The organism is Pseudomonas sp. 9_2_1, from assembly GCF_059295275.1.
The window spans coordinates 1,445,260-1,467,928 of record NZ_CM181239.1; the positions used below are offsets into that span (position 1 = coordinate 1,445,260).

The 22,669-nt window shown below is 63.3% G+C and carries 20 protein-coding genes; 12 read left to right on the forward strand and 8 right to left on the reverse strand.

Annotation, left to right across the window (positions count from 1 at the left end; all coding sequences use genetic code 11):
* Window positions 1-24: 24 nt before the first annotated feature.
* Window positions 25-885 carry a DUF6279 family lipoprotein gene (locus tag AC5O5I_RS06480; RefSeq protein WP_172226876.1) on the reverse strand — a complete coding sequence of 287 codons (861 nt, stop codon included), beginning with the start codon at window positions 883-885 and terminating at the stop codon, window positions 25-27.
* Between the two features lie 176 nt (window positions 886-1,061).
* Here AC5O5I_RS06480 and AC5O5I_RS06485 point away from each other — a divergent pair, with 176 nt between their 5' ends.
* Entirely contained in the window at window positions 1,062-1,898 is an 837-nt protein-coding gene (locus AC5O5I_RS06485) for a CvfB family protein (protein WP_172226879.1), read from the forward strand.
* Here the strand turns inward: AC5O5I_RS06485 and AC5O5I_RS06490 are convergent, their stop codons facing one another.
* Both AC5O5I_RS06490 and AC5O5I_RS06495 read right to left on the reverse strand, forming a co-directional pair.
* Window positions 1,899-2,279: a hypothetical protein gene (locus AC5O5I_RS06490; RefSeq protein WP_172226882.1), complete on the reverse strand. Its 381-nt coding sequence runs from the start codon at window positions 2,277-2,279 to the stop codon at window positions 1,899-1,901.
* A 173-nt stretch (window positions 2,280-2,452) separates the two neighbouring features.
* Entirely contained in the window at window positions 2,453-3,925 is a 1,473-nt protein-coding gene (locus AC5O5I_RS06495; protein WP_494512231.1) for a right-handed parallel beta-helix repeat-containing protein, read from the reverse strand.
* Window positions 3,926-4,168: 243 nt separating this feature from the next.
* On the opposite strand from AC5O5I_RS06495, the gene AC5O5I_RS06500 reads away from it, so the two are divergent.
* From AC5O5I_RS06500 to def, 3 genes are all read left to right on the forward strand, one after another.
* Window positions 4,169-4,348 carry a CsbD family protein gene (locus AC5O5I_RS06500; protein ID WP_172226888.1) on the forward strand — a complete coding sequence of 60 codons (180 nt, stop codon included), beginning with the start codon at window positions 4,169-4,171 and terminating at the stop codon, window positions 4,346-4,348.
* 156 nt (window positions 4,349-4,504) lie between these two features.
* A complete protein-coding gene (locus AC5O5I_RS06505) occupies window positions 4,505-5,464 on the forward strand; it encodes a YihY/virulence factor BrkB family protein (protein ID WP_494512232.1) in 960 nt (319 codons plus the stop codon).
* Entirely contained in the window at window positions 5,461-5,997 is a 537-nt protein-coding gene (gene def, locus AC5O5I_RS06510; RefSeq protein ID WP_172233491.1) for a peptide deformylase, read from the forward strand. The genes AC5O5I_RS06505 and def overlap by 4 nt, the downstream gene beginning before the upstream one ends.
* On the opposite strand, the gene AC5O5I_RS06515 is transcribed toward def, so the two are convergent.
* Window positions 5,952-6,320, reverse strand: a complete 369-nt coding sequence (locus AC5O5I_RS06515; protein ID WP_172233488.1) for a GNAT family N-acetyltransferase — start codon at window positions 6,318-6,320, stop codon at window positions 5,952-5,954. The two genes, def and AC5O5I_RS06515, sit on opposite strands and share 46 nt — an antisense overlap.
* A 354-nt stretch (window positions 6,321-6,674) precedes the next feature.
* Here AC5O5I_RS06515 and AC5O5I_RS06520 point away from each other — a divergent pair, with 354 nt between their 5' ends.
* The 5 genes from AC5O5I_RS06520 (at window position 6,675) to AC5O5I_RS06540 (ending at window position 9,743) form a co-directional block, all read left to right on the forward strand.
* Window positions 6,675-6,932 (forward strand): DUF2790 domain-containing protein, encoded by a 258-nt coding sequence (locus AC5O5I_RS06520; protein ID WP_172285903.1) that lies wholly within the window; start codon window positions 6,675-6,677, stop codon window positions 6,930-6,932.
* A 251-nt stretch (window positions 6,933-7,183) separates the two neighbouring features.
* Window positions 7,184-7,609, forward strand: coding sequence for a YybH family protein (locus AC5O5I_RS06525; RefSeq protein ID WP_172233187.1), 426 nt, complete (start codon window positions 7,184-7,186; stop codon window positions 7,607-7,609).
* Between the two features lie 44 nt (window positions 7,610-7,653).
* The gene (locus AC5O5I_RS06530; RefSeq protein ID WP_172233190.1) at window positions 7,654-7,998 is read left to right on the forward strand and encodes a YciI family protein; all 345 of its coding nucleotides are present in this window, start codon (window positions 7,654-7,656) and stop codon (window positions 7,996-7,998) included.
* A 21-nt stretch (window positions 7,999-8,019) separates the two neighbouring features.
* A complete protein-coding gene (locus tag AC5O5I_RS06535) occupies window positions 8,020-8,505 on the forward strand; it encodes an SRPBCC family protein (protein ID WP_172233193.1) in 486 nt (161 codons plus the stop codon).
* Window positions 8,505-9,743 (forward strand): RNA polymerase sigma factor, encoded by a 1,239-nt coding sequence (locus AC5O5I_RS06540; RefSeq protein ID WP_494512233.1) that lies wholly within the window; start codon window positions 8,505-8,507, stop codon window positions 9,741-9,743. The genes AC5O5I_RS06535 and AC5O5I_RS06540 overlap by 1 nt, the downstream gene beginning before the upstream one ends.
* Before the next feature lie 227 nt (window positions 9,744-9,970).
* Here AC5O5I_RS06540 and AC5O5I_RS06545 read toward each other — a convergent pair whose 3' ends face one another.
* Together AC5O5I_RS06545 and AC5O5I_RS06550 are read right to left on the reverse strand one after the other, a co-directional pair.
* A complete protein-coding gene (locus AC5O5I_RS06545) occupies window positions 9,971-10,441 on the reverse strand; it encodes a MaoC family dehydratase (RefSeq protein WP_012273633.1) in 471 nt (156 codons plus the stop codon).
* Between the two features lie 34 nt (window positions 10,442-10,475).
* Window positions 10,476-11,420 (reverse strand): alpha/beta hydrolase, encoded by a 945-nt coding sequence (locus AC5O5I_RS06550; RefSeq protein WP_172227804.1) that lies wholly within the window; start codon window positions 11,418-11,420, stop codon window positions 10,476-10,478.
* 218 nt (window positions 11,421-11,638) lie between these two features.
* Between AC5O5I_RS06550 and fadD2 the strand changes: the two genes are divergently transcribed.
* Together fadD2 and fadD1 are read left to right on the forward strand one after the other, a co-directional pair.
* Window positions 11,639-13,327 (forward strand): long-chain-fatty-acid--CoA ligase FadD2, encoded by a 1,689-nt coding sequence (fadD2, locus tag AC5O5I_RS06555; RefSeq protein ID WP_494512234.1) that lies wholly within the window; start codon window positions 11,639-11,641, stop codon window positions 13,325-13,327.
* 354 nt (window positions 13,328-13,681) lie between these two features.
* Window positions 13,682-15,379, forward strand: a complete 1,698-nt coding sequence (gene fadD1 / locus AC5O5I_RS06560) for a long-chain-fatty-acid--CoA ligase FadD1 (protein WP_172227808.1) — start codon at window positions 13,682-13,684, stop codon at window positions 15,377-15,379.
* 151 nt (window positions 15,380-15,530) lie between these two features.
* Here the strand turns inward: fadD1 and AC5O5I_RS06565 are convergent, their stop codons facing one another.
* Both AC5O5I_RS06565 and AC5O5I_RS06570 read right to left on the reverse strand, forming a co-directional pair.
* Window positions 15,531-16,838, reverse strand: a complete 1,308-nt coding sequence (locus tag AC5O5I_RS06565) for an NAD(P)/FAD-dependent oxidoreductase (protein ID WP_494512235.1) — start codon at window positions 16,836-16,838, stop codon at window positions 15,531-15,533.
* Window positions 16,839-16,862: 24 nt separating this feature from the next.
* Window positions 16,863-18,227 (reverse strand): glutamine synthetase family protein, encoded by a 1,365-nt coding sequence (locus AC5O5I_RS06570; protein ID WP_494512236.1) that lies wholly within the window; start codon window positions 18,225-18,227, stop codon window positions 16,863-16,865.
* 534 nt (window positions 18,228-18,761) lie between these two features.
* Between AC5O5I_RS06570 and hrpA the strand changes: the two genes are divergently transcribed.
* Window positions 18,762-22,667 carry an ATP-dependent RNA helicase HrpA gene (gene hrpA, locus AC5O5I_RS06575; RefSeq protein WP_172287032.1) on the forward strand — a complete coding sequence of 1,302 codons (3,906 nt, stop codon included), beginning with the start codon at window positions 18,762-18,764 and terminating at the stop codon, window positions 22,665-22,667.
* Window positions 22,668-22,669: the final 2 nt, after the last annotated feature.

Genomic DNA, 22,669 nt, shown 5'->3' on the forward strand with positions numbered 1-22,669 from the left:
GGCCGGGGCTGGCGACCCATTTCTTCAACCCTGCAAACACTTCAACTCACTGAAATTCGTACGCACCTTGCTCAACCGCTCCTGCAACACCCGCCGTTGCTGCGCTGTGCTCTGCTGCACCAGGTCTACCAGCAGGCTGCGCGCCTGCTGCTCGGTATTCTGAAACGCCTTGCGGTACCCCGGCGTCCACAAGCTTTCCTTGCGCTGCAACAAGGTCGCCAGGCGCGGCTCGAAGCTGGCGTCGTTGCGCTGGTTCATCGCCAGCAGCAGCTGCTGCTGCCAGTGGGCGCGGTTGGCGATCCATTCGCGGTTCTGGTCGCCCAAAGCCTGCGACCAGGCTTGAACGCGTTGCTTCTGCGCAGGCGTCAGCTCGCCAAACCACGGGGTCAGGCGTTTTTCCATGCGTTCGGTGCGGCGGGCGATCTGTTTGTCCAGCGGGGTGTCCACATACTGCTTCTGTCGCTCGCTGATGTCGTCGCGAAAGGCATCGCGCATCTCCGCCACCTGGGCGTCGCTCATGCCGCGCAGCAACTCGGTGGCCGACGGGGTGATTTCCTCGGCCACCCGGCCTATCGCTTCGCGGGCTTCACGGGTGCGCTGCTGCAGGGCCTGGTCGGTCACCTGGCCATCGGCGACCATGTCGCGCACTCGGTCCAGCCAGTCCAGGTACCCGGGTAGTTGAGTCTTGCAATGCCAGGCCAGGTGCTCTTTCAGGCGGTCGTCGAGCATCGCTTTCTGCTCACGGTTCATGTCCAGGTAGTCGCCCAGCGACCACGGCACCAGCCGGTCGAGGTTGCGGTAGGCCAGGTCGATACGGCTGCAACTGACCAGCGCCAGGGCGAAGCCGAAGGCGATGAGCAGGGCTTTGGACAGGCGTACAGGCATATGCTGATCCTTGCAGTGGCGGCCAATCGGTAGACGTAAGGGTAGCCGTACGGTTCCACTGCAGTGCTGCAATGGCGGTTCCTTCCATCACCGATCAGGGGGCAACCGTCCGGAAGCTTTGACACCACCCCGTGTCTATCCGGAGAATACCCCCCTTGTCTTGAGGATCATCAGAAATGGCTCTGCTTGGGCGTTACAACAGCTTGCAAATCGTGAAGCACGTGGACTTCGGCCTGTACCTGGACGGCGGCGCCGATGGCGAGATCCTGCTGCCGGGGCGCTACATCCCGAAAAACGCCGAGACCGAAGTCGATGACTGGCTGAACGTGTTCATCTACCTGGACAGCGAAGACCAGCTGATCGCCACCACCGAAAAGCCCAAGGTGCAGGTGGGCGAGTTCGCCAGCCTCAAGGTCAAGGACATCAACGGTGCCGGCATCTTCCTCGACTGGGGCCTGTCCAAGGACCTGCTGATGCCCTACTCGGAAGAGGCGCGGCAGCTGAAGATCGGCGATTACTGCGTGGTGCATGTCTACCTCGACAAGCGCACCCGCCGTATCACCGCCACCTCTCGCCTGGACCGCTACCTCGATGTCACTCCGGCCGACTACAAGGTTGGCCAGCCCGTCGAGCTGCTGGTGGCCGGCGAAACGCCGATGGGCTTCAAGGCCATCATCAACAACCGCCATTGGGGCCTGATTCACAAGAACGAGGTGTTCAAGTTCCTGCGCTCGGGCATGCACGAAAAGGGCTTCATCAAGGAAGTGCGCCACGACGGCAAGATCGCCCTGAGCCTGCAACCGGTCGGCGCTGCCCTGGCCGACAGCCTGCAGGAGCAGATCATGGCGCGCCTGGAAGCCGAAGGTGGGGTGCTGGCGGTGTGCGACAAGAGCGACCCGGCGCTGATCAGCAAGCTGTTCAACGTCAGCAAGGGCAACTTCAAGAAAGCCATTGGCGCACTGTTCAAGCAGGGCCTGATCGTCATCCATGACGATCGCATCGAAAAGGCCTGATCAGGCCTGGACGAAGTTGCGGAAGTCCAGCTGCTCGCCACCCGGGCGGGTGTCGCGCAGCAGCGAGTCGCGGTCGGCGCTGAGGGCCAGGCTGATGGTGGAGCGGCGCTTGCCCGGCTTGCGCACTTCCATCTGCTCCAGGTGAGCCTTGAGGAAGTTGGTGGGCACCTTCAGGTGCTGCAGTTCGTCGCTTTCCGGCGTGTGCAGCAGCAGGTTGACCCAGTCGGCCTGGCCCTTGCCCAGGAGCGCCACCGGCACTTCGAACCACCACAGGTTGCGTTTGTTGTCCAGGATGGCGAACAGGGTGTTGCTGCTGTTCAGCACCGGGCGGGCCAGTGCTTCGTTACGCCGGGCGATGGCGGCGGGTTTGTCGAGTTTCATGCAGGTTCCTGCGGGTTGACGCTATGAAGGCCTGCATTGTGAGGGGTGTCGGGTAGTGGGGCAAGGTCTGATGGCCCCATCGCCGGCAAGCCAGCTCCCACAGGTACCCCACATTTTTCAAGGCCTTCGGTGATCCTGTGGGAGCTGGCTTGCCGGCGATAGGGCCAGTTGCCTTAGCGACGAACCGGCAGGCTCAACTCGGAAGTAGCCCCATCAGCAGTAGTCACAGTCGCCGTAAAGCTGCGCAACTCACCCATGTTCTCCAGCACCTGGGCAAACCGCGCCTGCCCCCGGGTGTCGCTGTTCACCAGCACCTCGCCAAGATACTGCTCGGCCTCGGTGCCATCCGCCTCGGCATTGCCAAAGAACTCCACCCGCAACAGGCTCGACGCCGGCCCGTGCACCTCGCCGCGCAGCAGCTCGCCTTCGAGCGCAATCAGCCGTGGCGCCTGCTGGTCATGGTTGGGTAGCGGCTGGCACGGTTTGGGCTCTCCTTTGCCGTCACAGATGATCGCCTGTTCCTGCTTCGGCAAATCGGCCCCGACCCCACGCGACCCTACATACAGCGCATGCGCCTGGGCCGGTACGCCAAACACGATGGCACCGGTGCGTTGGTCGGGTACACAGGAACCACCTGCCTCGCAGCGGCGAATGTCCTGGCTGTTCCCCCAGATGCGGTTGCCACTCAGGCGCGTGGCGGTTACTTCCGGCTCCGGGCGCAGGGCTACGCCAATGCGGTTGCCGTGGATCAGGTTGCCGTCGAGGATATTGCCCTCGCCGGTGACGCTGACGCCGATCGAGTTGCCGCTGAAGGTGTTGGCCGCCAGGTAGTTGCGCTTGCCCCAGTTGATCTGCAGGCCGTTGGAGTAGTTCTCGAAGCGGTTACGGACCACGCTGTTGTCGTTGCCCAGCAGGATCTCGATGCCCTGCGATGGCTCGGGGTTGGCAGCCGTGGAGCGGAACAGGTTGTCGGCCACCAGGTTGAACGCCGCGCCGCGGGTCAGCTCCAGGCCGTCGCCGTTGTCGATCAGCTGGTTGCGCAGCACCTTGTTGTTATTGGTGGTGGTGGCGGTGGGGTTACCGGCACCGTCATCGCCGGTCAGCATGATGCCCGCACCGCCTTTGTTGGCGACGATGCGGTTGTCTTCGATGACGTTGCCGCTGGCGCGGTTGACCAGGATGCCGATGCAGAAATTGCGCACCTCCAGGCCGCTCAGGTGCACGCCCTGGGTATCGCGCAGCACCAGGCCGGGGTTGGTGGTGGTGCGCACGTTGGTGCCGAACTGGCCCGGCAGGGCGCCAGGGCAGGTACGTACGCCCTGGTCCTTGATGTACGCCGAACCGTCGATGGCGATGTACTGACCATCGCGCGCCCAGGGCAGGCCGGTGATGCGCACCGGGCCTTTGATTTCCGGCAGCGCGCGGCTGGGGCGGATTACGTAGGGCGGCTTGCCGACGGCGGCGATGTCGATGCGGTAGTGGCCGGGGTTCTGGTTGCTGGTTTCGATCGCCCAGCGCAGCGACCCGGGTTGGCCGTCGTCGGCGTAATGGTCGACGCGCAAGGTTTCGGGGCTGGTCGGTGCAGCGGCAAGGGTGGGCAGGGGCAGCAGTGGCAGCACGGCCACCAGCAAAGGCATCAGACGCATGGGTGCGGGTATCCGGAAAGCTTTGTTTTTATCGAGGGTCAGCCTGCATCGGGCGGACGTTTGCGGGGATTCTAGGGCAGCGGCGGCGGCAGCGTAGTGGCACAGCGGTGATTTGGTGCGATATTCGCCCGCAGTTTTACCGCTCGGCTTCTCGGTGGAAAATTCGTTGAAACTCCTGGCGCAGGCGTTGGGTCCACCTTCTGTCGACACGGTTCACGTGTCTCCATTTGCAGGAGTTTTGCCATGAGCGGTACTAAAGACAAAGCGAAGGGCTTGGCCAACGAAGCAATCGGCAACGTGAAACAGGGTGTTGGCAAGGTGACTGGCAGCGACAAGCTGCAGGCCGAGGGCAAGGCGCAGGAAATCAAAGGTGAAGGGCAGCAGATCAAGGGTGATATCAAGGATGCGGTGAAGAAACCTTGATTTGAGGTGGCCTGAACCGGCCTCTTCGCGGGCGTGCCCGCGGACAGGCCGGGATTGGCGTAGGCAATTTCTTCAATCATGGACGGGAGCAGCACAGCAAAGGCGCGGTCTATTAGACTTGTCCGTTGAATCGATCGAGCGGCGAAAGGAGACGCTATGATTTTTCCCGCCCTGCAGGGCCTGTCCTTGCACCGCGTGCTGGTGCGCACCGTCAAGGAATTCCTTGACGACGAGATGTCCACCTACGCCTCTGCGCTGGCGTACCAGGCATTGTTCTCGCTATTTCCCTTCCTGCTGTTTCTGATTGCCCTGATTGGTTTCCTGCACCTGCCGGACTTCTTCTCCTGGCTGCGCCTGCAATCCGAACTGGTGCTGCCGCCGCAGGCACTGGAGCAGGTAAACCCGGTGATCGATCAACTGCAGCAATCCAAAGGCGGGCTGCTGTCGGTGGGTATCGTGATTGCGTTGTGGACTGCCTCCGCAGGTGTGCGCCTGATGATGAGCGCGATGAACGCTGCCTACGACGTACCCGAAGGCCGCCCGGTATGGAAGCGCATCCCACTGTCGATTTTCTACACCATAGGCCTGGCCGGCATGCTGCTGGCCGCCGCCGCGCTGATGGTGCTGGGGCCGCAGGTGATGGAGTGGATCGCCTCGCAGATCGGCATGCAGGAGTTCATCGTCACGCTGTGGACCATTCTGCGTTGGCCGGTGATCGTCATCCTGCTGATGGTGGCGGTGGCGCTGATCTATTACGTGATGCCCGACGTGAAACAGAAGTTTCGCTTCATCACGCCAGGCTCGGTGCTGGCGGTGGTGGTGTGGATCGTGGCTTCGCTGGGCTTTGCCTATTACGTGAAGACCTTTGCCGACTACAACGCCATGTACGGCAGCATTGGTGCAATCATCGTGCTGTTGCTGTATTTCTATATCTCCGCTGCCGTGCTGCTGCTCGGCGCCGAAATGAATGCTGTGATCGAGCACATGTCCGCCGAGGGCAAGAACCCTGGCGAGAAGGATTTCAGCGGTGCAAAAGCCGAGGAAACCCTGACGGTACTGGGCCACGAGCACCCGAAACCCAGCGAACCGCAAACCGCCGAGCCGAACCCCCGATGATTCGTGAAATTCTCAAGATGGGCGATGAGCGCCTGCTGCGCATCGCCCCGCCTGTGCCCGAGCACATGCTCGGCAGCGCCGAATTGCTGCAATTGATCGATGACATGTTCGAAACCATGCGCCACGTCGGCGGCGTCGGGCTGGCTGCGCCGCAGATCGGTATCGACCTGCAGCTGGTGATTTTCGGCTTCGAGCGCAGCGAGCGTTACCCCGATGCCGAGGCGGTACCGCAGACCATCCTGTTGAACCCGGTAATCACGCCGTCCTCCACCGAGGTCGAGGACGGCTGGGAAGGTTGCCTGTCGGTGCCTGGCTTGCGTGGCGTGGTGCCACGCTTCAAGCACATCTGCTACGAAGGCATAGACCCTCAGGGTAACCCCATCAACCGCTTTGCCGACGGCTTCCATGCACGGGTGGTGCAGCACGAGTGCGATCATCTGATCGGGCGCCTGTACCCTTCGCGCATCCAGGACTTTGCCAAGTTCGGCTACACCGACGTGCTGTTCCCCGGGCTCGACGTCAGCGACGACTGACCCCGCTGCAGTGCGACCAGGCGTTTGCTGTGCTGGTAGCGCTGCAGGCGGCCAGCCAGCGCTTCCGGCAACTGCCCGGCCAGCTCGAAGCCCAGCCGCTGATAGAACGGTGCCAGGTCGGGGTGGCAGAACAGCCAGGTGGGCCCATCAGCCTGTACCAGTGCGGCCTCGACCAACTGCCCGGCGACCCCATGGCTGCGCCGCTGCGGGTCGACGAACAGGCCGGTCAGCCAGTAACCGTTGCCCACCGGGCTAAGGCTCAGTCCGGCAATGATGCCCGGGGCCCGGGCCACCCACAGTTCAGCGTCGCTTGCAGCACGCATGCGCGAGCCGTGCTGCCGGTAGAAGTGGTCCAGCAGCCGGCGTTCTGTGTCCGTGAGTTTCGAACAGTGGATATTCTCTGAAATGATGGTTCCTGCCCTGAAACGTGACGAGAGGCTCTGGCTTGATGATTTGCGACCATTTTGTCGCAGATTGTTGCAAAACTGGCAAGGGTGAATATCCGACTGCAGGGTTCAACTATTGCCGGCCGGGAGTAGAATTTGATTCATCCCCCCTTGCAGTACTAAGCGGGATCGGTACTTCGTGCCATCTTCACCGTAGATGGCAACTTCTCCGCGCCAATGACGGCATCAGAAGTCAATCGATCAGCTTGAATGCTCAAAAGGCAGACCCACATGAAACCATTACTGATTCTTGCATTGGTCGGTATGTCCTCGTTCGCCCTTGCCGATGAGGCCAAACCCGTCTCCAGCCAGCCTGTGGCTCAGCAGTACGACTATTCGATGAACCTGGACATCAAGCGGGTGATCAACCTGTCGACCATCCCCAATGTCTGCGAAGTAGTGCCTGCGACCATGACCTATGAAGACCACCAGGGCCAGGTGCACACCATTCAGTACCGTGCCATGGGTGAGGGTTGCCAGCAGGGTTGATCAGCCTGTCGGCTGGTGTCGGTGGCCCATCCGCCGTCTGAAGGCGGGAGGGCCAGCGGCTGTACTGCAGTGGGCTAATGAAGTTTTCAAGCAGGCGGCAATGGCCTCAACCCGCTTGGTTTCGAGTTGTTCCTCACAGGTGTTGCCACCCTCCCGCAAGAAACTCCCACGCCCTGTCGATTCCTCCGATCACCGTTCGACCATAGGTGAAGGCACACCGTGCCACCCATGACCTGTCGGAGGAACCCCCGATGAGCACCGCAGCCGAAACCGAGATCCGCCAACTGATCGAGCGCTGGATGCAGGCCGTGCGCGACCGCGACATCCCCAGCATCACCGCCCCTTATGCCGATGACATCGTCGCCTTCGATGCCATCCAGGCCTTGCAGTTCAAAGGCAAGGCCGCCTACACCGCGCACTGGGAAATGTGCATGGGCATGTGCAGCGGCCCCATGGTGTTCGAGCTCGCCGAGCTTTGCGTACAGGCTGACGGCGACCTGGCGCTAGCCCACTGGCTGAACCGCTGCGGCCCGGGCGATGACGAGAGCCAGTGCGGCTTCATGCGCGCCACGGTGGGCTATCGTCGGGTTGATGGCCAGTGGCAAGTGATCCATGAGCACTGGTCCGCACCTTTCGACATGGAAACCCAGAAAGCCCTGTTCGATCTCAAGCCCTGAGTACTTATCGCCAAACGCACTGTGCCCACCCCCTGGAGGCGACCATGAAATACCTGTGCCTGGTCTATTGTGACGAAGGGCTGCTGCACAGCTTGCCCGACAGCCCGGAAGACGCCGAATGCATGGCCTATGCCGAAGCCATCCACGGCTCCGGGCGAATGCTCGCGGCCGAGGCGCTGAAGCCGGTGCAGACAGCCACCACGGTGCGCATGCGCAACGGGCACATGAGCCTGACCGATGGCCCGTTTGCCGAAACCAAGGAACAGCTGGCCGGCTTTTATCTGGTGGAGGCCCGCGACCTGAATGAAGCCCTCAACATCGCCAAGGGCATCCCCGCCGCACGGGTAGGCAGCGTCGAAGTGCGACCGGTGCGTGAACTGCAACCCTGACAGCCACGGAGAACAACCAGCATGAGCCTTGCACAGCCTGCGCAAGCGCAACACGAGTTGTCCATCAGCCGCCTGATCGATGCGCCACCGGCCAAGGTGTTCCGCGCCTGGACCGAACCCCGGTGGCTGATGCAGTGGTGGGGGCCGCACGGCATGACCACCCCGGAATGCGAGATGCAGTTGTGGGCCGGCGGCCTGTTCCGCACGCTGATGCGGGCACCGGACGGCAGCGAGTACCCCAACCAGGGCGTGTTCCTGGAAATTGCCGCGCCGCGGCGGCTGGTGTTCACCGATGCATTTGGCCCAGGCTGGGTGCCGTCGGACAAGGCCTTCATGACTGCGGTGATCAGCTTTGACGAGGAGCAGGGCAAAACCCGCTACACCGCCCGGGCCTGGCACTGGAATGCCGCCGACTGCCGGGCTCACGAGGAGATGGGCTTCCACCAGGGCTGGGGAGAAAGCCTGGACCGCCTGGTGGAGGTGGTGACCCAGCGGATGCCTGACTGATGGCGGCACTGGCGCAGGTGCGCGCCGAGGTCGAGGCGGTCTATCGCGGGGAGTCGCGGCGCATACTGGCCACCCTGATCCGCCTGCTGGGTGATTTCGACCTGGCCGAGGAGGCCATGCATGATGCTTTTTTCATCGCTGTGGAGCGCTGGCAGCGCGATGGCATACCCGCCAACCCGCGCGCGTGGCTGGTCTCTACCGGGCGCTTCAAAGCCATCGATGCATTGCGTCGGCGCGCGCGTTTCGCTCGTTCCCAGGCGGACTTGGGCATGCTGCTTGAAGGCCAGTCGCAAGACCCCAGCGATGAAGAGCTGCTGGCGGACGACCGCCTGCGGCTGATATTCACCTGCTGCCACCCCGCGCTGTCGGCCGATGCCCAGGTGCCGCTGACCCTGCGCGAAGTCTGTGACCTGACCACCGAGCAGATCGCCCGCGCCTTCCTGCAAAGCCCGGCGGCCATTGCCCAGCGTATCGTGCGCGCCAAGGCCAAGATTCGCGAAGCCGGCATCCCTTACCAGGTACCGGAACTGAACGAACTGCCCGAGCGCCTGGAGAGTGTGTTACGGGTGATCTACCTGGTGTTCAACGAAGGTTATTCAGCCTCATCGGGTGAGTCACTGCTGCAGCAGGAACTGAGCGATGAAGCCATTCGCCTGGCACGTATGCTGGTGCAATTGTTGCCGGATGCTGAGGCGGTCGGTTTGCTGGCGTTGATGCTGCTGCAGGCGTCCCGGCAGCAGGCGCGAACCGATGCCCAGGGCAACCTGGTGGTGCTGGAGCAGCAAGACCGCGGTCTGTGGGACCGGCAGCGGATTGACGAGGGCTGCGAGTTGGTCCGCCAGGCCCTGCAAAGCCGGGCGTTTGGTGCCTATACCGTGCAGGCGGCGATAGCCGCGGTGCACGCTGAAGCGGCAACGGCAGAAGAGACTGACTGGGCGGAGATTGTCGGGCTGTATGACGTATTGCAGCGGCACTGGCCATCAGCCGTGGTTGAGTTGAACCGTGCGGTGGCGTTGGCGAAGCGGGATGGGCCGCAGGTTGGCTTGCAGGAAGTCGAAGGGATTCTGGCGCGCGGTGAACTGCTGGATTATCACTTGGCGTATGTGGCGCGGGCCGAGCTGCACTATCAGCTGGGGCAGGTGGAAGAGGCGCGTGCAGCCTGGCGGCAGGCACTGGCACTGACCCGGCAGGCGCCGGAGCGGCGGCATATCGAGCGGCGGTTACAGGCTCTTGAATGATGTTGGCAGTACCGGCCCTATCGCCGGCAAGCCAGCTCCCACAGGGTCACTACAAAGCCTGAGCCTGTGGTGCTCCTGTGGGAGCTGGCTTGCCGGCGATAGGGCCGGCACTGACTGCATCAATCTTCAGCTCCCACAGGGTCATTACAATGTCTGAGTCTGAGCTTGTGGTGATCCAGTGGGAGCTGGCTTGCCGGCGATAGGGCCGGTACTGACTGCATCAAACTTCAGCTGGCCACAAAATTCGGCGGCGACACCAGCTCGACAGTCTGCTGCTTGCGCGGCGCCAGGATCTCGGCCTCACCCTGTACGACCAGCTCATCGTTCTGGTTGTACACATTGGTGGCGATGCGCACCTTGAACTTGGGCAGCTTCTCGAGAATTTCCAGGCGAACGGTCAGGGTGTCGCCGATCTTTACCGGTTTCTGGAAGCTCATCTGCTGGCCCAGGTAAATGGTGCCTGGCCCAGGCAGGGTGCAGGCCACTGCGGCACTGATCAGCGCGCCGCTGAACATGCCGTGGGCAATCCGCTCGCGGAACATGCTCTTGGCCGCGAACTCTGCGTCCAGATGCACCGGGTTGTGGTCACCGGACATGGCGGCAAACAGCTGGATGTCGCGCTCTTCGACAGACTTCTTGTATTCCGCCTTCTGGCCGACTTCGAGGGCTTCGTAAGGCGTGTTGGTGACCTGGGACATCGTGGCTTCCTTAAGCGGTAGGCGAGGGCGGCTATCATTCACTGCGCACAGGGCGGCCAAGGGCCAGCGCCTGTTCGAGCCAGCCGAGGATATCGGCGGTAACCTCGTCACGGTTGGTTTCGTTGAGTACTTCATGCCGCGCCTCTGGATAGACGCGCAGCTGCACATGTCGATTGCCGGTCGCGCGCAGGGCGTCGGCCAGATGGGTGAGACGCTTGCCGGCACTGACCGGATCACATTCACCACCGATTATCAGCACAGGCAGGTTCGGATCGATCTGCGCGAGGTTACTTGGCTGGCTGATCTGCGCCAAGCCTTGCAGCAGGTCGAGCCACAACTGGTTGCTGCACCGAAAGCCGCACAACGGGTCGTTGACGTACAGGTCGACCTCGGCAGGGTCGCGGCTGAGCCAGTCGAACGCCGTACGGTTGGGCTTGAAGGCCTTGTTGAAGGACCCGAACGACAGCCACTCGATCAGTGCGCTCTTGCCCAGCGGCCCCTGGCGCCACGCCTCCAGCCGGGCGATCAGCCGCGCCACGCGGTACAGCGCCGCCGGCTGGTAGTTGGAGCCGCTGAGAATCGCCCCGTGCAGGCTGCCACTGTGGTGCAGCAGGTAGGCCTGGGCAATGTAGCTGCCCATGCTGTGGCCAAGCAGGAACAGCGGCGTACACGGGTACTGCTGGCCGATGTGCTGGGCCAGCAGACCCAGGTCGTCGACCACGGCATTCCAGCCATGATGGCGGGCGAACAGGCCGAGGTTGCCCAGTTCGGCGGTGCGCCCGTGGCCGCGCTGGTCCGCGGCGAACAGGGCAAAGCCGGCCGCGCTCAGGGCATGCCCCAGGCGTTTGTAGCGCCCGGCATGCTCGGCCATGCCATGGGCCAGTAGCACCACGGCTTTTACCGGCGTGTCCGGCAGCCATTGGTGCACATGCAGGCTGCAATGCTCGCTGGCGGGCAGCCAGAAGGCGTCGTGGAGCATGGTGGATCCTTGTGCGCACGGGTACCCGGACAGTGTATGCACAACCGGCCGGATTGCAGGAAGGGCACAAATAAGATTCACAATGTTAATGGCGGCACTTGGCGTGTATGCCGCCTTGGGCTTACCTGCTAACGTCGGAGCAACGCCTTTTTGCCCTCGGGCGATCAGGTAAAGGACTAAAGGACGCAGTGCAGGTCCAGGCAGAGGAACAATAATAAATGCAAGCCGACTTCTGGAATGACAAGCGCCCGGCGGGCGTGCCTTCCACCATCGACATCAATGCCTACGCCTCGGTCGTCGAGGTGTTCGAGCGCTCCTGCAAGCGCTTCGCCGATCGCCCGGCCTTCAGCAACCTGGGCGTTACCCTGACCTACGCGGAGCTGGAGCGCCATTCGGCAGCCTTTACTGCCTGGTTGCAGCAGCACACAGACCTCAAACCGGGTGACCGCATCGCGGTGCAGATGCCCAACGTGCTGCAGTACCCGATCGCCGTGTTCGGGGCCATGCGCGCCGGCCTGATCGTGGTCAACACCAACCCGCTGTACACCGAGCGCGAGATGCGCCACCAGTTCAAGGACAGCGGTGCACGTGCGCTGGTGTTCCTGAACATGTTCGGCAAGCGGGTGCAGGAGGTGCTGCCCGATACCGGCATCGAGTACCTGATCGAGGCGAAGATGGGCGACATGCTGCCCACCGCCAAGGGCTGGCTGGTGAACACCGTGGTCGACAAGCTGAAAAAGATGGTGCCAGCCTATCAGCTGCCCCAGGCCACATCGTTCAAGCAAGTGCTGCGCCAGGGGCGCGAACTGGCCCCCAAGCCGGTCTCGCAGAACCTCGACGACATCGCCGTACTGCAATACACCGGCGGCACAACCGGCCTGGCCAAGGGCGCGATGCTCACCCACGGCAACCTGGTGGCCAACATGCTGCAGGTGCTGGCCTGCTTCTCGCAGCATGGCCCCGACGGGCAGAAACTGCTCAAGGACGGCCAGGAGGTGATGATTGCGCCGCTGCCGCTTTATCACATCTATGCCTTTACCGCGAACTGCATGTGCATGATGGTCACCGGCAACCACAACGTGCTGATCACCAACCCACGGGATATTTCCGGCTTCATCAAGGAGCTGGGCAAATGGCGCTTTTCCGCGTTGCTGGGGCTTAACACCCTGTTTGTCGCGCTGATGGATCACCCAGGCTTCCGCCAGCTTGATTTCTCGGCGCTCAAGGTCACCAACTCGGGCGGCACGGCGCTGGTCAAGGCCACTGCCGAGCGCTGGGAAGCGCTCACCGGTTGCCGCATTGTCGAAGGCTACGGCCTGACCGAAACCTCGCCGGTGGCCAGCACCAACCCCTACGGCCAGCTGGCGCGCCTGGGCACGGTGGGCATCCCGGTGCCATGCACGGCGTTCAAGGTGATCGATGACGAGGGTAACGAACTGCCGCTGGGCGAGCGGGGCGAGCTGTGTATCCAGGGGCCGCAGGTGATGAAAGGTTACTGGCAGCAGCCCGAAGCCACTGCCCAGGCCATGGATGCCGACGGCTGGTTCAAGACCGGCGACATCGCCATCATCGACCCGGACGGTTTTACCCGCATTGTCGACCGCAAGAAGGACATGATCATCGTCTCGGGTTTCAACGTGTACCCCAACGAGATCGAGGACGTGGTGATGGGCCACCCCAAGGTCGCCAACTGCGCAGCCATCGGCGTGCCGGACGAGCGTTCCGGCGAGGCGGTGAAGCTGTTCGTGGTGCCGCGCGAGGGTGGGTTGAGCGTGGATGAGCTCAAGGCTTATTGCAAAGCCAACTTCACCGGCTACAAAGTGCCCAAGCACATCGTGTTGCGCGAGTCGCTGCCGATGACCCCGGTGGGCAAGATCCTGCGGCGGGAGCTGCGTGATATAGCTTGATATCGAGTCAATCTTTTCGCGGGGACCCGCTCCCACAGGTACTGCACAGAACTTCAGAACTGTGAAGTCCCTGTGGGTGCGGGTTCATCCGCGGATGCCCAAGACGCTCTAACAAGCGGATCACAGCCGAATCTGCGACATTTTGGATAATTACTCTAAAAATGACCTGTATCGTTCATTGAGTCATTTTTGTGACCGTAAGGCCTGTTTTGGCCTCTAGGCGACCCCCGGCAAAGCTGTTACTCTCGGCCCGCTTTCAGATGATCCGGTTTGCAACGAACCGTCATCTCATATCAATAATAAGCGCATAGACGCGTAAACCGAACTTCGCTGTTGCTGAAGGAGTGGGCTTCCATGATCGAAAATTTTTGGAAGGATAAATACCCAGCCGGGATTACGGCGGAAATCAATCCTGACGAATTCCCCAATATCCAGGCGGTACTCAAGCAATCCTGCCAACGCTTTGCCGACAAACCGGCCTTTAGCAACCTGGGCAAGACTATCACCTATGGCGAGTTGTATGCGCTGTCCGGGGCGTTTGCCGCCTGGCTGCAGCAGCATACCGACCTCAAGCCGGGTGACCGCATTGCCGTGCAACTGCCCAATGTCCTGCAATACCCGGTCGCGGTATTCGGTGCCATGCGCGCCGGGCTGATCGTGGTCAACACCAACCCGCTGTACACCGCGCGGGAGATGGAACACCAGTTCAACGACTCCGGCGCCAAGGCCCTGGTGTGCCTGGCCAACATGGCCCACCTGGCCGAAAAGGTGGTGCCCAAGACCCAGGTCAGGCACGTCATCGTCACCGAAGTGGCCGACCTGCTGCCGCCGCTCAAGCGCCTGCTGATCAACAGTGTGATCAAGTACGTGAAGAAGATGGTGCCGGCCTACAACCTGCCGCGTGCCGTGCGCTTCAACGACGCCCTGGCACTGGGCAAGGGCCAGCCGGTGACCGAGGCCAACCCGCAGGCCAACGACGTGGCAGTGCTGCAGTACACCGGCGGTACCACCGGGGTGGCCAAGGGCGCGATGCTGACCCACCGCAACCTGGTGGCCAACATGCTGCAGTGTCGGGCACTGATGGGCGCGAACCTGCACGAAGGCTGCGAAATCCTCATCACCCCGCTGCCGCTGTACCACATCTATGCCTTTACCTTCCATTGCATGGCCATGATGCTGATCGGCAACCACAACGTGCTGATCAGCAATCCGCGTGACTTGCCAGCCATGGTCAAGGAACTGGGCAAGTGGAAGTTCAGCGGCTTCGTCGGCCTCAATACCCTGTTCGTTGCGCTGTGCAACAACGACGCCTTCCGCGCCCTGGACTTCTCGGCGCTGAAAATCACCCTGTCCGGGGGCATGGCCCTGCAGCTGAGCGTGGCCGAGCGCTGGAAGGCCGTGACCGGCTGCGCCATCTGTGAAGGCTACGGCATGACCGAGACCAGCCCGGTGGCGGCGGTCAACCCGGCCGAAGCCAACCAGGTGGGCACGATCGGCATTCCGGTGCCTTCGACCCTGTGCAAGATCATCGACGATGCCGGCATCGAGCTGCCACTGGGCGAAGTCGGCGAGCTGTGCGTCAAGGGCCCGCAGGTGATGAAGGGCTATTGGCAGCGCGAGGACGCCACTGCCGAGATCCTCGACAGCGAAGGTTGGCTGAAGACGGGCGACATCGCCCTGATCCAGGCCGATGGCTATATGCGTATCGTCGACCGCAAGAAGGACATGATCCTGGTCTCGGGCTTCAACGTGTACCCCAACGAGCTGGAAGACGTGCTGGCAGCATTGCCGGGTGTGCTGCAGTGCGCGGCCATCGGAGTGCCGGATGAAAAGTCCGGTGAAGTGATCAAGGTGTTCATCGTGGTCAAGCCGGGTATGACCGTGACCAAGGAGCAGGTGATGGAGCACATGCGTGCCAACGTCACCGGCTACAAGGTACCGCGCCAGATCGAGTTCCGCGATGTCCTGCCGACCACCAACGTGGGCAAGATCCTGCGCCGTGAACTGCGCGATGAAGAGCTGAAAAAGCAAGGTTTGAAGAAAATCGCCTGAGGCCCCCGGCCCTTGTAGGAGCGGCCTTGCGTCGCGAAAGGGCAGCGAAGCGGCCCCGGCATTTTCAGCGTCACGGCTGAGAACCTGGGGCCGCTTCGCGGCCCTTTCGCGACGCAAGGCCGCTCCTACAGAGGTTGCGCGGGCATCACGCTCAGCGCAGTTTCTCAAGCATCTGGTAGTACCACATCCCCGCCGCCAGCAGCGGGTTGCCCAGCAAATCCCCCATCGGCACGCGCACGTGCTTGCACTGCGCAAAGGTGTCGAACTGCTGCAAGGTGCCGGTCAATGCCTCGGCCATGATCTCGCCCATGATGTGGCTGGTGGCAATACCGTGCCCTGAATAGCCCTGGCAATACCACACGTTGTCCGACAGCTTGCCCAGTTGCGGGATACGGTTGACCACGATGCCCATGGCGCAACTCCACTGGAACTCGATCGGCACTCCTTTCAACGCGGGGAACGTACGCTCGATACACGGGCGCAGTTCGCCTTCGATATCGCGTGAGTCACGCCCGGAATAGTTGGCGCCACCGCCAAACAGCAATCGCTTGTCGGCGGTCAGGCGGTAATAGTCGAGCACGAAGCGGCAGTCGTATACCGCCAGGTCCTGCGGGTTGATCTGCTCGGCCAGTTCACCCAGCGGCGCGGTGGTGACAATGCCGCCCATGGCCGGGAAGATCTTGCCCTTCAGCTGGCGGTTTTCCAGTTTGTGATACACATCGCCGGCCAGCATCACCTGGCGTGCCTCGACCCGGCCATGGGCTGTGACCACCGCCGGGCGGGGGCCGTGGACGATGTCCAGCACCTCGGAGTTCTCGAAGATCAATGCACCCAGGCTGTGCGCGGCGCGGGCTTCGCCCAGGCACAGGTTGAGCGGGTGCAGGTGCAGGTTGCGCAGGTTCTTCAGCGCACCCAGGTACAGCGGGCTTTGCAGGTGCGCGGCCATGCCATCGCGGTCCAGCAGCTGCACCTGCTCGCCCATGCCCCGGCGCCGGGCCTCGGCCTCGAAGGCACGCAGCTCGTTCATGTGCGAAGGCTTCATCGCCGCATGCAGGTGGCCGCGCTTGAGGTCGCAGTCGATGCCATAGCGCGCTACGCGCTGCTCGATGACCTCATGCCCGCGCCAGCGCAGGTGCCAGATGAAATCGTCGACTTCGGCGCCCAGCCGGTTGCGCATCTGCGCGCGCATGGCCTCGTCCCCCGACAGGCTGCCGGTGACCTGGCCGCCATTGCGCCCGCTGGCGCCCCAGCCAATGCGGTTGGTCTCGACAATGGCCACCTTCAGGCCCCGTTCGGCCAGTTCCACTGCCGTGGCCACGCCGGTGAAGCCGCCACCGATGATGGCCACATCCACCTGTACCGTGCCCTTGAGTTGCGGGTACTCGGTGTGGTCGTTGAGGGTGGCGCTGTAGTAGGACGGCGCGCGCTGCGCCGGCCCTTTGTTCAATGCTGCGTTCATGGGTGTTCCTTGTTGTATTGGGGCTCAGGCCTGGTGCAGGTACCAGCGCCAGTCCTGTTCGCTGACCTCGGCCATGAACTGACGGTACTCGGCGCGCTTGACCTTCAGGTAGACGCCCAGAAAGTCCTCGCCCAGGGCTTCGCGGGCCCAGCTGGACTGCTGCAGCGCGTCGAGGGCGGTCAGCCAGTCGGTGGGCAGGTGCTCGGTGGCCTGGGCATAACCATTGCCTTCCACCGGTGCGCCTGGGTCAAGCTGCTGGCGGATGCCCCAGTGGCTGGCGGCGAGGATCGCTGCGGCAGCCAGGTACGGGTTGGCGTCGGCGCCGCAGATGCGATGCTCGACATGCCGGCTGTTGGCCGGGCCGCCCGGCACGCGCAGGCTCACGGTACGGTTGTCGACGCCCCAGGTTGGCGCCAGTGGTGCGTAGCTGTTGGCCTGGAAGCGGCGGAACGAGTTGGCGTTGGGGCAGAACAGCAGCAGCGAGTCGCGCAGGTGGCGCAGCATGCCGGCCACGGCATGGCGCAGCAGCGGGGTGCCGGCCTTGTCTTCGCTGGCGAACAGGTTGTTGCCGGCGCTGTCGGCCAGGCTCAGGTGCATGTGCATGCCGGTGCCGGCCAGTTGCGCGAACGGCTTGGCCATGAAGCAGGCCTGCATGCCATGGGCATGGGCTACACCTTTGACCAGGCGCTTGTAGCGCACGGCCTGGTCCATCGCCTGCAGCGCATCGCCGTGCTCGAGGGTGATCTCCACCTGGCCCGGGGCGTACTCCGAAATTGCCGTTCGCGCCGGGATGCCCTGGGCTTTGCAAGCGGCGTACAGGTCGGCGAGGAACGGCTCGATCTGCTCCAGTTCGCGCAGGCCATACACTTGGGTGGATCGGGGGCGGCCGCCATCGTTGTCCAGTGCCGGCTGCGGGCGGCCCTGGGCGTCGCGCTGCTGGTCGAGCAGGAAGAACTCCAGCTCACAGGCCATCACCGGGTGGTAGCCGTCGGCTTTCAGCGCATCGATGGTGCGTACCAGGACATGGCGCGGATCGGCGATGCTGGCGGGCAGGCCCTCGCTCGGGTGCATGCTCACCTGCACCGCAGCGGTCGGCACCCGGCGCCAGGGCAAACGCACCAGGCTGCCTTCAAGCGGGTAGGCACGGCAGTCGATGTCGCCCACGTCCCACACCAGGCCGGAGTTTTCCACGTCGTCGCCGTTCAGGGTCAGGCCGAGGATGGTGCTGGGCAGTGGCCGGCCGGTCTGGTACACGGCCAGCAGTTCGTCACGGTGCAGCAGTTTGCCGCGCGGCACGCCGTTGGCGTCGAGGATGAACAGTTCGAACAGCTCGATATCGGGGTTGTCGGCCAGGAAACGGCTGGCCTGCTCTACAGGTGCAAAGGGCATGATGGATTCGCTCACGGGCGCACTGGCCACCGCGCAAACGGGCGGCCCAGCTGAGTCAAACGGCCAGAAGGCGGCCGGGTTTGGTCACGATGGCGTGTGCGAAGTATCCGGTGGGCGTGCGTGGCGGCAGTGCCACAAGGCCCAGAAGGCGAGGATGATGTGCACCAGCGGATTTTCCCCGGCACGGCTCCGGGCCTTCGGTAGCGAAGGGCGGGAAGACGGTGGGGCGATGGCTGGGGCGGGAGTCATGCCTTTGATACTCACATGCGGCGTAAGGTTGATTAAAGCAGTGAATGGCAACCTTTACATCGAGCCTGACTAAACATTCAGGCAGCCTAGGCTGGCCCTATCGCCGGCAAGCCAGCTCCCACAGGGATCATCACAGGCCGCAGGATTGTGGAGTACCTGTGGGAGCTGGCTTGCCGGCGATAGGGCCGGTCCAGGCAGCAGAGAATCCGCAAATCTGCGACAATCGCGCATCCTTCGAATGCCGATCATGAAAAAGCAGGCTCACCTGCATCACTAAAAAGCCCCATGACTGACCACGCCATCGACAAACTGCTGCAAAATCTCGACCACGCCATGATCGCCGACCGCCATCGCCTGCGCCGGCAAATGCATGAACTGCGCAAGCGCCCCGACGAGGCGAAGCTGGCCCAATGGGTGGAAAAGGTCCAGGCCTCTTGCGCCCAGGTCACTGCACGCCAGCAGAGCGTGCCCACCGTGCGCTACGACGACAGCCTGCCGATCGCCGCCAAGCGTGACGAAATCAAGAAGGCCCTGGCCGAACACCAGGTGCTGGTGATCGCCGGCGAAACCGGGTCGGGCAAGACCACCCAGCTGCCGAAGATCTGCCTGGAACTGGGCCGTGGCAGCCATGGCCTGATCGCCCACACCCAGCCGCGCCGGATCGCCGCACGCAGCGTGGCAGCGCGGGTCGCCGAAGAGCTGGGCACGCCCCTGGGCGGGCTGGTTGGCTACCAGGTGCGTTTCGAAGACCAGAGTGACTCCAATACCCTGGTCAAGCTGATGACCGACGGTATCCTGCTGGCCGAAACCCAGCACGACCGCCTTCTGGAGCGTTACGACACCATCATTGTCGACGAAGCCCACGAACGCAGCCTGAACATCGACTTCCTGCTCGGCTATCTGAAAACCCTGTTGCACCGCCGCCCGGACCTGAAGCTGATCATCACTTCGGCGACCATCGACCTGGAGCGCTTCTCCAGGCACTTCGACGGCGCGCCGATCATCGAGGTGTCGGGGCGCACCTTCCCGGTAGAAACCTGGTACCGACCGCTCACCAGCGAGCAGGACGAAGAAGGCAACCAGATCGAGGACGACCTGACCGTCGACCAGGCCATCCTCGCCACGCTGGACGAGCTTGCGCACCACGAGCGCAGCGAGGGCAAGGGCCCAGGCGATGTGCTGATCTTTCTGCCGGGCGAGCGGGAAATCCGCGATGCCGCCGAAATCCTGCGCAAGGCGCAACTGCGTCACACCGAAATCCTGCCGCTGTATGCGCGCCTTTCGCCCGCCGAGCAGCAGCGCATTTTCCAGTCGCATACCGGGCGCCGGGTGATTCTGGCCACCAACGTCGCCGAGACCTCGCTGACCGTGCCCGGCATCCGCTACGTGATCGACACCGGCACCGCGCGCATCAGCCGCTACAGCTACCGCGCCAAGGTCCAGCGCCTGCCCATCGAAGCGGTGTCGCAGGCCAGTGCCAACCAGCGTAAAGGCCGCTGTGGGCGGGTCGAGCCGGGTATCTGCGTGCGCCTGTACAGCGAAGAGGATTTCAACGGCCGGCCTGCGTTTACCGACCCGGAGATCCTGCGCACCAACCTGGCCGCGGTGATCCTGCAGATGCTGCACCTGCGCTTGGGTGCCATCGATGCCTTCCCGTTCATCGAACCGCCAGATGGCAAGGCCATCAGCGACGGTTTCAACCTGCTGCAGGAGCTGTCGGCGGTCAACCGCGAGAACCAGCTGACGCCGCTCGGCCGCCAGTTGGCGCGCCTGCCGATCGACCCGCGACTGGGCCGCATGTTGCTGGAGGGCGCCCGCCAGGGCAGCCTGCAGGAAGTGCTGATCGTTACCAGTGCGCTGTCGGTGCAGGACCCGCGCGAGCGCCCGCCAGAGCGCCAGCAGGCGGCCGACCAGGCGCACGCACAATGGAAGGACGTGGATTCCGACTTCGCCGCGCTGGTCAACCTGTGGCGCGGCTTCGAAGAGCAACGCCAGGCGCTGACGGCCAGCCCGCTGCGCAACTGGTGCCGGAAGAACTTCCTCAACTACTTGCGCCTGCGCGAGTGGCGCGACGCCCATCGCCAACTGGCGCTGATCTGCCGCGACCTGCAGTTGACGGTGAACAAGGAACCGTCCGACTACCAGAAAATGCACAAGGCCATTCTCAGTGGCCTGCTCAGCCAGATCGGCCAGAAGACCGAAGAGGGCGACTACCAGGGCGCCCGCCAGCGGCGCTTCTGGGTACACCCGTCGTCGGGCCTGGGGCGCAAGCGCCCACAGTGGATGATGGCTGCCGAACTGGTCGAGACCACCAAGCTGTATGCACGCATGGTGGCCAAGATCGAGCCGGACTGGATCGAACCGCTGGCCGGGCACCTGGTCAAGAAAAACCACTTCGAACCGCACTGGGAGAAGAAGCGCGGGCAAGTGGTGGCCTATGAGCAGATCACCCTGTACGGCCTGATCCTGGTCGGCCGCCGCCCGGTGCACTTCGGCCCGATCGACCCGGTCACCTCGCGCGAGCTGTTCATCCGCGAAGCCCTGGTGGGTGGCGAAATCCAGTCGCGGGCCAAGTGCCTGGCGGCCAACAAGCGCCTGCTCGAAGAACTCGATGAACTGGAGGCCAAGGCCCGCCGGCGCGACATTCTGGCTGACGAAGAAACGCTGTACGCCTTCTACGAAGCACGCCTGCCGGCGGAGATCCACCAGACCGCGACCTTTGACAGCTGGTACCGCATGGGCAGCCAGAAGGATGCCAGCCTGCTGATCATGCGCGAGGAAGACGTGCTGGCCCGCGAGGCCAGCGAAGTGACTGCCGCGCAGTACCCCGACAGCCTGCAGGTGGGCGAACTGCGCTTGCCGCTGAGCTACCACTTCGAGCCTGGCCACCCCCGTGATGGTGTGACCGTGCGGGTGCCGGCGCCGCTGCTGCCGAGCCTGCCGGGCGAGCGTCTCGAATGGCTGGTGCCAGGCCTGCTGGAAGCCAAGTGCGTGGCACTGGTGCGCAACCTGCCCAAGGCTCTGCGCAAGAACTTCGTGCCGGTGCCGGACTTCGTCAAGGCTTCACTGGCGCGCATGACCTTTGGCCAAGGGGCATTGCCGCAGGCGTTGGGCCAGGAGCTGCTGCGCATGACCGGTGCGCGTGTCTCTGATGAGGCGTGGGAGGAGTCGGTCAAGCTGGTCGAAGGCCACCTGCGCATGAACATCGAAGTGGTCGATGGCCAGGGCAAGTTCCTCGGTGAAGGCCGCGATCTCGCCGAGCTGACTGCACGCTTTGCCGCGGCCAGCCAGGCGGCGCTGGCCGTGCCGCGTGATGCCAATAACGAACAACCGGTGCAGGCCAAGGCCTTCAGCGAAGTGAAGCAGACCGCCCAGCAGAAGATCGCCGGGCTATCGATGACCGTGTACCCGGCGCTGGTGGAAGACAACGGTACGGTGCGTGAAGGGCGCTTCTCGACCCAGGCCGAAGCCGAGTTCCAGCACCGCCGCGCCTTGCAGCGCCTGCTGCTGCAGCAGTTGGCCGAGCCGGCCAAGTTCCTGCGCGGCAAGTTGCCGGGGCTTACCGAACTGGGGCTGCTGTACCGTGACATGGGCCGGGTCGATGCGCTGGTCGAGGACATCCTGCTGGCCAGCCTGGACAGTTGCATTCTCGAAGGCGAGCAGCCTTTGCCCCGTGATGGCGCGGCACTGGCCGGGCTGGCAGAGCGCAAGCGTGGCGCATGGGCCGAGCACGCCGAGCGCCTGGCTCGGCTTACCCTGGAGGTATTGAAGCTGTGGCATGGGCTGCAGAAGCGCTTCAAGGGCAAGATCGACCTGAGCCAGGCAGTGGCGCTGAACGACATCAAGCAGCAGTTGGGCAACCTGGTGTACCCGGGCTTCGTACGCGAGACGCCTGGTATCTGGTTCAAGGAGCTGCCGCGTTACCTGAAGGCGGTGGAGCTGCGCCTTGAAAAGCTGGGGTCGCAGGTGCAGAAGGACCGGGTGTGGAGTGGTGAGCTGGCCAACTTGTGGGCGCAGTACAAGGCTCGTGCCGACAAGCATGCCCAGGAGGGCAAGCGTGACGAGCAGCTGGCTTTGTATCGCTGGTGGCTGGAGGAATACCGAGTGTCGCTGTTTGCCCAGCAACTGGGTACCAAAGTGCCCATTTCGGATAAAAGATTGAGCAAGCAGTGGAGCCAGGTGGAGGGCTAAAC